Below are 9,576 nucleotides of genomic sequence, written 5' to 3' on the forward strand. Positions count from 1 at the left end.
CCATCGCGCCCGCGGTGCGGAGCCCGCTAGCAACGTCACGATACTTGGACGGTGATCGTGGCGGGGCCAAGCCACACGGCGTGACCCTCGCGTGATCTCAGTGAATCCGGACGATGATCTCGGAGTGACCCAACCGGATGACGTCACCGTCGGCCAACTGCCATTCCTGGACGGGGGCGTTGTTCACCGTGGTGCCGTTGGTCGAGTTGAGGTCCGAGAGCAGGGCGACCTGCCCGTCCCAGCGGATCTCCAGGTGCCGGCGGGAGACCCCGGTGTCGGGCAGCCGGAACTGGGCGTCCTGGCCGCGGCCGACGACGTTCGCGCCCTCGCGCAGCTGGTAGGTGCGGCCGCTGCCGTCGTCGAGCTGCAGGGTGACGGTCGTGCCCGCACCCGGGTAACCGCCGCCTTGGCCGTAATCGCCGTAGCCGCCCTGCTGGCCGTAGTCGCCGTAGTCGTACCCGCTGCCGGCCTGCTGGTCGGCGTAGTCGTAGCCGGGCGGGCTGTCGTACGGCGCGGCGGGCGGCGCGTCGAAGCGACCGTAGTCCGGCTGCGCGTAGTTCTGCTGGCCGTAATCCTGCTGGCCGTAGTCGGGTTGGCCGTAGTTCTGCTGGCCGTAGTCCTGTTGCCCGTAATCGGGTTGGCCATAGTCCTGTTGCCCGTAGTCAGGTTGGTTGTAGTCCGGCTGGCCGTAGTCCTGTTGGCCGTAGTCGGGCTGGCCGTACGACGGGCCGCCCGGGCCCGGGTAGCTCTGGCCGTAGCCGCCGCCCTGGTCGGGGTAAGCGGGCCGCTGCTGCTCTGGCGGCTGGCCGTAACCGGGCCCCTGGTCGGGATAGCCGGGCCGCTGCGGTTCGGGCGGTGCACCGTAGCCGCCCTCGTCGTGGCGGGCCGGGCCGCGCCCGTAGTCGCTGTAGCCGGGCTGTCCGCCCGGACCGGCGGGGGCACCGGGACCGCCGGGTCCGTAGCCCTGCTGGTCGAAGCCGGGGCCACCCGGGCCGGCGGGTCCGCCGGGGCCACCCGGAGCGCCGGGGCCACCGGGGCCGTACGGGGTGGGCGGTCGCTGCTCATACGACGGTGGGTAGCCACCCTGCGGCGGGTAGCCGGGCTCGCCCTGCGGCGGGCCGGAGTAGCCACCCTGGTCGGGGGGATAGGGAGCGCGTGGATCCTGACCGGCCCGCGGGTCGTCCTGCGGCCGGCCGTAGTAGTCGTCGGGGTGCCCCTGCCCGGGGCCGCCGCGGTAGCTCGGGTTGTCGCTCATTGGTGGCACTCCTGATTCTGCGGGAATCGCGTGGTCCGATTGTGGTGGGGCATCGTCGCGAGTGGTCGGCTGGCTGGCGGCATCCGGGTTGACCGCACCGCGTGCGCGGAATTGCCCGGTGTGCAGGTTCGAGGCCTGCTCGAACCGCACAACCACCTCACCATACGTTTGCCACCCCTGTTCAGCGATGTGCTCGGCCAGGTGCCGGGCGAACGAATCTGACGTGAGGTCCGAATCCGCGCTCACCTTGGCGTAATCGTTCTCACTGAGGGTAATGATGTACTCGTTGGGCGCCAAAAGGTGGTTGCCCTGCAGCGCGCGCACCCCGTCGGCGGCTTCGCGGCGCAGCATCGCCTCGATTTCCTGCGGAACGATCGACCCGCCGAACACCCGGGCGAATACGTCATCCACGGTTGCCTCGAGCTTCCGCTCGAGACGCTGAACGAGCCCCTTCTGGCTGCTCATGCACCGTCCGCCTCACTGATTCGTTACTAACCCGGCCGTCACACAGTGGTCCGCGGCGTGTCGGGTTGCGCACGCCGCCTTTGTGCATGGTATCGGGATTTAGCGGGTCCCCGGCACCAAAATATCTCTGAGAATGACATCGACGCAGTTCAGTACGGGTACCGGCGGGTAGCGAGGCAGCGGCCGGTACGGTTGGGGACGACGGAGGCGGGCGTGATAGTCTCCTCCGGTCGCGAGGGCGAGTGGCGGAATGGCAGACGCGCTGGCTTCAGGTGCCAGTGTCCTTCGGGACGTGGGGGTTCAAGTCCCCCTTCGCCCACCACGAGCGGTTCTACAAACTGCGACGCACAAGGTCACGAACTCATTTTGAGTGCGTGACCTTTGTGTTTTAGAGAGCCTCAGGGTGAAGAGCGGATCGCGATAGGAGAACGATGGCGAAGGCGTGGGTGGTTCGTGCCGGCCGGTACGGGGAGCGTGAGGCGTGGGCTCTCCAGAACGGTTACTCCGGGGGCGGTTGGAAAGCTGTCCCAGATCTGACTACTTGCGCCACACGCGAGGATGTTGCCGCCGTGGTCGCGGACGCGTTCAAAGGCGAATCGGACAATGCACAGGCCAACTTCACCGGTCAGTTGTGGGCGCTACGCGGGCGGATCAAGCCAGGCGACTTGATGGTTATGCCGATGAAAACGACCAAGCAGATCGCATTTGGACGAGTCGCTGGCCCATACCAATACCGGGCAACGGAGGACGATCCCACCAAGCGGCACGTCATACCGGTCGATTGGCACCGTGAGGATCTCCCGCGCTCCCTAGTCAAGCAGGACTTGCTGTTCATCTTAGGAAGTGCGCTCACAGTTTTTAGCCCGAGTAAGAACGATGCGCTGACACGACTGGAGCATCTACTCGAACACGGGACCGATCCTGGCCAAGTGGCCACACCACTATTCGCCTCTACGCCAACAGTTGCTCCAGTAGCGCAAGGCGACGACGTAGATGAACCCGAAATGGTGACCGATATCGAACAGGCCGCCTACGACCAGATCGAGAAGAAGATCGCTGAGGAGTTCGCGGGACACGGACTCGCCACATTGGTGTCAGCTCTATTGTCGGCCGCGGGTTGGTCATGCAGACAGTCCCCGCCGGGACCCGATGGCGGGGTCGACATCGTTGCCGGACGGGGCCTGCTTGGACTCGATGATCCCTTACTCGTGCAAGTCAAATCAGGAGCGCAGATCGGCGCCCCTATCGTGTCGCAACTGCACGGTGTGATGAGTACACACGGGGCTACCCAGGGACTCCTCGTCGCGTGGGGAGGGCTATCGAAGCCTGCGCAAGACGCGCTGAAAAATCAGCTGCGCGTGCGAGTTTGGGAAGCGGCCGATGTTGTTGATCAGGTGCAAGCTAGTTACGACCTTCTCGACGCTGATATTAGGAGCCGAATTCCGCTCAAAAGAGTATGGATGTTGTCGAATACAGAGGGTTAGCTGGTCTTGCGCTCCCAGGGAGTATCTAGCCCTTCGAAGAGGCCGTCAGGTGCAGTATCCCGATGCACCCGAATCGCGGCCCGCGGACCATTTTCAGGCACGAACTTATGTCGTTGGGGTCAGTACGACGCGCGAACCCGATGCTTTTACGCGTTGCGGTAGGAGTCGCCCATGAATGAAATCGAGCGTAGCCGAGCCGCCCAGGCGGCGATTCCTGCGCCAGCGGAGTTCGAGTGTTGATTACCGGTGGCTCACCTAGCGCGTCGCGCGAGTTGGTGATGAGCCTTTCAGTCGAAGGGTTTGACAAGGATACCTTGACGGGACGACATCACACGGGGGCCGTTCTCTAGACGAATTTCCGGCAGTCTCGCGTACCGTTCGAAGATTTCAGGCAATATCGAGACGTGCCTACCCAGGAGCAGAAGATCCTCGCATGCGTATCGCACTACAAAAAATTGGTTCATGATTTACCGGAGCCGCCCCAATCGATGTCGCAGGCGCCCAACGCTCGTCTAGATGTCGTCTTAAGGCGCGTAGGCGCCAAGCGTCGGTCCAAAGCGCTTCTTGCCCGATTGGACCGAGCATTCAGAGACGAGGGAATCGCCACATTCCCGCCTCTAACCGATGAACAGCTCGAGTATCGGGACCGCGTGTACATGTTCGATGCAAACCACTCAGTCGTTGGCTTGGCGTCGCGGCACGAGCTTGTCAGTGACGAGAAAAAACTCCAATACCTCGTGACGGCTTTCCGCGAGCGCCTAACCCAGTTGCGCGGACTCACCGACTGGGACAGTCAATTTCGGTTTAGCAGCAAACGCAAGATCGACGTTCTGGCATTACGGCCCAGGCGCAAGCAGTTAGTAGGGATCGAACTGAAGACCTCTGCGCTCGACCATCGCGCCGGAGGACAACTGCTTGATTATGTGGACGATTTAGCGAAGCTGGCGAAGGCGCGCGGGCTGAACTCCGCCCACCTGATCGTCGTCTCCGGCCAGCCCGATCCGGTCGTCCGCAGCCGGGTCGAGGCCCACGCCAAGACCCGGAAAGTTACTGTTGAATTCCTGCTCTACCGCGTGGAAATGAAACTGATCCCGCACCCCTGATGGGCGAGTTGCCCCGCGCGACAACCGATCCCCATTTGGTCGGCCGCAACATGACACGCTTGTGGAGTTTGAACTCGAACATGACTCTCGCGTCGCCCCACGTGAATGACCACGGCGCGCCAACTGCTGGCAACCAGGCTTGCAAGCCGTCGACCGCAGAAATAGCGTCATCGAGTGACTGCCGCCAGGGAACGAGTACCCGAACCCGCCAAGCATTAGCGATGCCATAGCCGCCGCCCACACCGATTCACCCCAACGCCCGCGCCACCGCATCGAACGCACGCAACGTATCCGACAGCATCCACGGGTCCTCGTTGTGCGGCTGGGTGGACAACTTGGCGGCGACGATCTCCGCGGCGCGGTTGATGTAGATCAGCTGGCCGCGCATGCCCAGGGCCAGCAGAACATCGTTGCCGGGGTAGAAAAACCACATCTGGTTGCGGTACATCCCGCCGGGCATTCGGGGGTCACCTTCACCGGCGGCGAACGCGTGCCGCGAGTCGGGTCCGCCGGCGAGCGTGTCCGCGATCCACGCCGCCGGCAACACTTGCCGCCCGGTCAAGGAGACCCCATCGCGCAGAAACAGGGAGCCGAACCGGACCAAGTCGGTTAGACACGCGCTGATGCCGCCGTCGAAGAACCCGGTGCCGACCGAATCCACGCCGATGATGGCGTCGCACTGGGCGCCGATGCGGCTCCACAACAGCTCCGACATCAGTTCGGGCATCCGTTGGCCGCCGGCGACCTCGCAGATCCAGCCGAGTACATCGGTTTCACACGAGCGGTATTCGAACGGGCCGCCGTGCGCCGACTTCGCCCGCAGGGTCAGCAGGAAGTCGTACAGCGTGGCCGGGCCGTCGGGTCTGCTCCTGGTCGCCCAGCCGATCGCCTCATCGAGGAGATGCATCTGCGCGGCCGGGTCCTCATGGTCTTCGGAGAACGCGATGCCCGACCTCATGTCCAGCAGGTGGCGCACCGTCGCGCCGTTGTAGCCGCAGTTCGCCAACGCCGGAACGAACGCGGTGACCGGCGCGTCAAGCTCGATGGCGCCGGCCCCGTGCAACGCCCCGGCGACCGCCCCCACCAGCGACTTGCTCACCGAGAACAGCAGGTGTCGAGCCTGGGACGTGAAGTCACCCAGGTAGTGCTCGGCCACCAGCGCGCCGCGGTGGGCCACCGCCCACCCGTCGGTGGCGGTAGCAGCCATCACCGCGCCGACGGTGGTGGTCGTCCCGCCCGCACCGATCACCCGGATCTCGGCTACCGGTGCGGGCGCTTCGGGCAACGCTGCGACCGGCCCCGTTCCGCGGGCGATCACCGCGGTCGGCACCACGTCTTCGACGTGCTGGAACGACCACCGCGCATACGGCGCCGTCAACCAGTTCTCCCGCGAGATGCCGGCCGGGACACGACCCTCGTCGCCGCCGTTCATGCAGGCAGCCCCGACCGATCTCCGGTTGAGTGCGCGACGCGGCGGTTCACGCGCGCGCGACGAGCCGCGAGACGATCGGCGTCGCGGGCGTCAAGGGCGTTGAGGCGAACTTCGCCTTCATGCCGCTGATCCAGCGCCGGCAGCGTTCGGTGAGCTGGTAGTCGTCGGTCTGCAAATGCCCGCGGGTGACGAGCACGCCGAGTTGGGCGCCCTCGCTCCGGAGGTCGCCCGGTGCCGCCACCCGCATGTAGAAGGCCTCGGACTCATCGATCAGCGACGCGCAGTCGTTGGCCGGGCGGGCAAAGGAGACATGCCCGTCGTCGCAGAGGCGCCACACACCCGTGCGTGGCGTCGCGGTGAACAACTCGACCGCCGGCGAAGTCTCCGCGATGATCATCTGACCCCAGACCTCGTCCTGGCCGTAGCCGCGCTCCCAGCGCGCGTTGATCCCCTCGATGTCGAGCACGTACTCCACGTCCAGGTACTCCAAGAGGTGGAACAAGAACAGCGGCATGTCGGCATAGGCCTCGGTGGTCAAGTTCGTCATCGGGCTTGCCCCGCTCAGCCGCGGGTTCACCTCGCCGAGGTAGAGCTCGCCGGAATCCAGATCGTGCAACAGGTCGACCTCTAAGTAGCCGCAGTAGCCCTCGCGGCTCAGCACGTCGCCGAGCTTGCGCACCATCTCGCGCGCCGCCCGGGTCTGCGCGGGCGGCAGCACTTCGCGCCAGATGTCGTTGCCGCACCATCCACCTTTGCGCGGAGTCAACTCGGGGTAGCCCACCAGGCTCGTCATCGCGGGCCCGATCACGGTGCCGTGGCGGGTGACAGCACCCTCGATGCACACCTCGACGTTGCGGATGCGCTTCATCACTTTGACTTCCGGCTGACCCGTCAGGTCGGCGGCACAGTGGTTCCAGTCGCGTTCGCCGCGCACGAAGAACGTCGCACTGCCCGCATCGCCGTAGGCGGCCTCGACCACCAGGTCGTCGCCCAAACCGGCGCTATGCGCGAGGGCCCTCAGCTCCGGGTAGGAGCGGGCCGGCCCGATCACGTGCGGCACGCTCGGCACCCCGGCGTCGTCGGCGAGCCGGGTCATGACGATCTTGGAGCCCAGCCGCTGGCGCAGCTCTACCGACGGATGCATGACGTCAAGGCCGGCCTGGCGGGCGAGGGCTTGGGTCTGCTCCTCAAGCATGACGAAGCACGCTTTGCCGCCGGGGCCGCGTCCGGCGATGAATTCCAGGGTCTCGGGATCGCGTAAGAGGTGGTTGCACACATCGCCCATCGAGTCGAAATCGATGCGGTCGCGCCGGCGGGGGATGTGCACGCGGGGATGTTCTCCTTCGAACGAGTCGAAGTAGTTCAGGTAGTAGAAGTTCCGTATCCAGCGATCGATACCCAACAGGTTGAACGGGGTCGGCGAGACGAAGTACAGCGGCACGGTGTTGGTGTGAAAGAACGCGCGGACGTCCGACAGGCCGTTCAGCGGCCGACGCGATCCGGGTTCACTGGCGCGGGCAGGCACGGTCACACGGGCTGGCGGTCGGCGTCCAGGTTTTGCGCGGTGCTCGGGGTGAACCGGCCGCGCCGCGACGAAATCGTGGCGAATCTACCAACATGGCGACCTGGGGAGTTGCCACATAAGCCAGCCTAACGCACCGCGACGCGCCCGGACACGATCGGCGCAACCGCCGACTATCCGCAGGACAGGCGCTGTACGAGGATCGTTCCGGGGCGACGTCAACGCCAACGCCACGGGGCTATTCGCTGAAAGCGGCGCGGCGGGCTTGCAGGATCGGAATAGTCAGTGCGCCAGTGCTACCCACGGTATTGTGCTCACGACAGCGGCTACGGGCGCGCGGGTCTGGAAGCTGATACAGACGCACCGGTGGGTGTCGGGCGTTCAGGAGGAACATCAACGTGGCGAAGAGGCGTTGCAGTGCGGTGCCAGCCGACTCAAGGACACCGCACGGTGCAGACGCCACGTCTCGTGGTGTGACGCCGTAGCCGCGGTCGGCCGGTGAGCAACAGCCGTACTCAGGGAGCGTTTGTGACTTCATTGGCCACCGGGAACGGCCTGCCGAATGTCGTCGTCACCGGAATGGCGTTGACCACAGCGGTGGGGACCGACGCCGAAGGCACCTGGCAGGCGTTGCTGGCCGGGCGCAGCGGTATCCGCACGCTCAAGGACCCCTTCGTCGACCAGTACAAGCTTCCGGTGCGCATCGGCGGGCATCTACTGGAGACCTTCGATGAAGAGCTGACGGGCGCGGAGGCGCAGCGGCTGACCTACCTGCAGAGGATGGCCACCGTGCTGAGCAGGCGGGCCTGGGCAGACGCGGGCTCGCCGGACGTCGACACCAGGCGGTTGTCGGTGTCGATCGGCACCGGGCTCGGCTCGGCGGAGGAGCTGGTCTGGAGCTACGACATCTTGCGCGAGCGCGGCGCTCAAGCGGTGCCACCGCTGAGCGTGGCCAAGTACGTTCCCAGTGCGGCCGCAGCGGCCATCGGCCTGGACCGCCACGCGAAAGCCGGTGTGTGTACGACGGCCTCGGCGTGCGCGTCGGGCTCGGAGGGCATTGCGCACGCCTGGCAGCAGATCGTCCTGGGCGACGCCGACATCGCGATCTGCGGCGGAGTGGAAACCCGGATCGAAGCGGTCCCGATCGCGCTCTTCGCCCAGATGCGCATCGTGTTATCCACCACCAACGACGACCCGCCGGGAGCATGCCGTCCCTTCGACAAGGACCGCAACGGTTTCGTCTTCGGTGAAGGCGGCGCCATCCTGGTTTTGGAGCGGGAGGAGCACGCCAAGGCGCGCGGAGCCACGCCGATCGCTCGGCTGATGGGCGCGTCGATCACCTCCGACGGGTACCACATGGTGGCGCCGGACCCGTCCGGCGAGCGTGCCGGTGACGCGATGACCCGGGCCATCCAGCTCGCGGGTCTGCAACCGACCGACATCGGTCATGTCAATGCGCACGCCACCGGCACGCAGATCGGCGATGTGGCCGAGGGCAAAGCCATCAACAACGCGATGGGTCGGCATCGACCGGCCGTCTATGCCCCGAAGTCGGCGCTGGGGCATTCGGTGGGCGCGGTCGGGGCGGTGGAGGCGATCTTGACCGTTCTCGCACTGCGCGACGGTGTTATCCCGCCGACCTTGAACCTGGCCAACCTCGACCCGGAGATCGACCTCGATGTGGTGGCCGGCGGGCCGCGCCGCGGTGATTACCGCTATGCGGTGAACAACTCGTTCGGCTTCGGCGGTCATAACGTCGCCACGGTGTTCGGCCGGTATTGAGCCGGACGTCATCCAGTTTCCGCTGTGGATGGCCTCGACGAGCGATAAGGGCTAACGGTCAACGCTCCCCGGTTTCCCCGTCCCGGTTTATCCACAGTTGGGGGTTTGTCCACAGATGTGTCGGGCGGGTCGGTGGGGGCGGGGGTTGTGTCGGTCGGCGTTTTTAGCGTCGGGGGTATGGCGACAGCGATGACTCCGCAGGCGGCGCAGGACCAGATCCGCGCCGCCCTGGACGCCATCGACGCCGCCCACCAAGTGCTGCGCCAGACCTCCTCGGCGCTGGCAGACACCGCGTTTCGCCTCGACGTCGCCGAACGGCTGGAGACTCAGGAGCGGGTCAACCGGGGTCTGATGTATCGCTACTTCGACGAGCTGGCCGAACCCAGCCCCGAACGCGGCGCGGCCGACGCCATCCGCGCCGCCCTGTGGGAACGCCTCCACATCTCCCCGCGGGAAATCACCCGCCGCTTCCGCCAAGGTGCCCGCATCCGGCCTCGGCGCTGCCTGACCGGACCGAAACTGCCCCCCGAACT

7 protein-coding genes and 1 tRNA gene are annotated in these 9,576 nt (G+C 65.8%); 5 read left to right on the forward strand and 3 right to left on the reverse strand.

Features of this window, described 5'->3' with window-relative positions:
- Window positions 1-97 precede the first annotated feature (97 nt).
- The gene (locus A5643_RS14655; RefSeq protein ID WP_066857051.1) at window positions 98-1,720 is read right to left on the reverse strand and encodes an FhaA domain-containing protein; all 1,623 of its coding nucleotides are present in this window, start codon (window positions 1,718-1,720) and stop codon (window positions 98-100) included.
- 236 nt (window positions 1,721-1,956) lie between these two features.
- Here A5643_RS14655 and A5643_RS14660 point away from each other — a divergent pair.
- From A5643_RS14660 to A5643_RS18295, 3 genes are all read left to right on the forward strand, one after another.
- A tRNA-Leu gene (locus A5643_RS14660) sits at window positions 1,957-2,042 on the forward strand.
- A gap of 109 nt (window positions 2,043-2,151) precedes the next feature.
- On the forward strand, window positions 2,152-3,204 hold the full coding sequence (locus tag A5643_RS17885) for a restriction endonuclease (RefSeq protein WP_082948974.1): 1,053 nt from the start codon (window positions 2,152-2,154) through the stop codon (window positions 3,202-3,204).
- A gap of 404 nt (window positions 3,205-3,608) precedes the next feature.
- Window positions 3,609-4,307: a hypothetical protein gene (locus A5643_RS18295; protein WP_156628822.1), complete on the forward strand. Its 699-nt coding sequence runs from the start codon at window positions 3,609-3,611 to the stop codon at window positions 4,305-4,307.
- A gap of 247 nt (window positions 4,308-4,554) precedes the next feature.
- On the opposite strand, the gene A5643_RS14670 is transcribed toward A5643_RS18295, so the two are convergent.
- A complete protein-coding gene (locus A5643_RS14670; protein WP_066857056.1) occupies window positions 4,555-5,739 on the reverse strand; it encodes a serine hydrolase domain-containing protein in 1,185 nt (394 codons plus the stop codon).
- Window positions 5,740-5,785: 46 nt separating this feature from the next.
- Complete coding sequence (locus tag A5643_RS14675; protein ID WP_066857059.1) at window positions 5,786-7,270, reverse strand: biotin carboxylase; 1,485 nt, start codon at window positions 7,268-7,270, stop codon at window positions 5,786-5,788.
- A gap of 519 nt (window positions 7,271-7,789) precedes the next feature.
- Here A5643_RS14675 and kasB point away from each other — a divergent pair.
- Window positions 7,790-9,043: a 3-oxoacyl-ACP synthase KasB gene (gene kasB / locus A5643_RS14680; RefSeq protein WP_066857062.1), complete on the forward strand. Its 1,254-nt coding sequence runs from the start codon at window positions 7,790-7,792 to the stop codon at window positions 9,041-9,043.
- Between the two features lie 177 nt (window positions 9,044-9,220).
- Window positions 9,221-9,576 (forward strand): DUF222 domain-containing protein (locus tag A5643_RS14685; RefSeq protein ID WP_156628823.1); only part of this gene is annotated, 356 nt, incomplete at its 3' end.

Source organism: Mycobacterium sp. 1274756.6, from assembly GCF_001668625.1.
Lineage (GTDB): Bacteria > Actinomycetota > Actinomycetes > Mycobacteriales > Mycobacteriaceae > Mycobacterium.

Bases quoted from the DNA above. Each gene is read 5' to 3' on its own strand.
- A5643_RS17885 (WP_082948974.1), top strand. From the start codon at position 2,152: ATGGCGAAGGCGTGGGTGGTTCGTGCCGGCCGGTACGGGGAGCGTGAG.
- A5643_RS14670 (WP_066857056.1), bottom strand. From the start codon at position 5,739: ATGAACGGCGGCGACGAGGGTCGTGTCCCGGCCGGCATCTCGCGGGAG.
- A5643_RS14655 (WP_066857051.1), bottom strand. From the start codon at position 1,720: ATGAGCAGCCAGAAGGGGCTCGTTCAGCGTCTCGAGCGGAAGCTCGAG.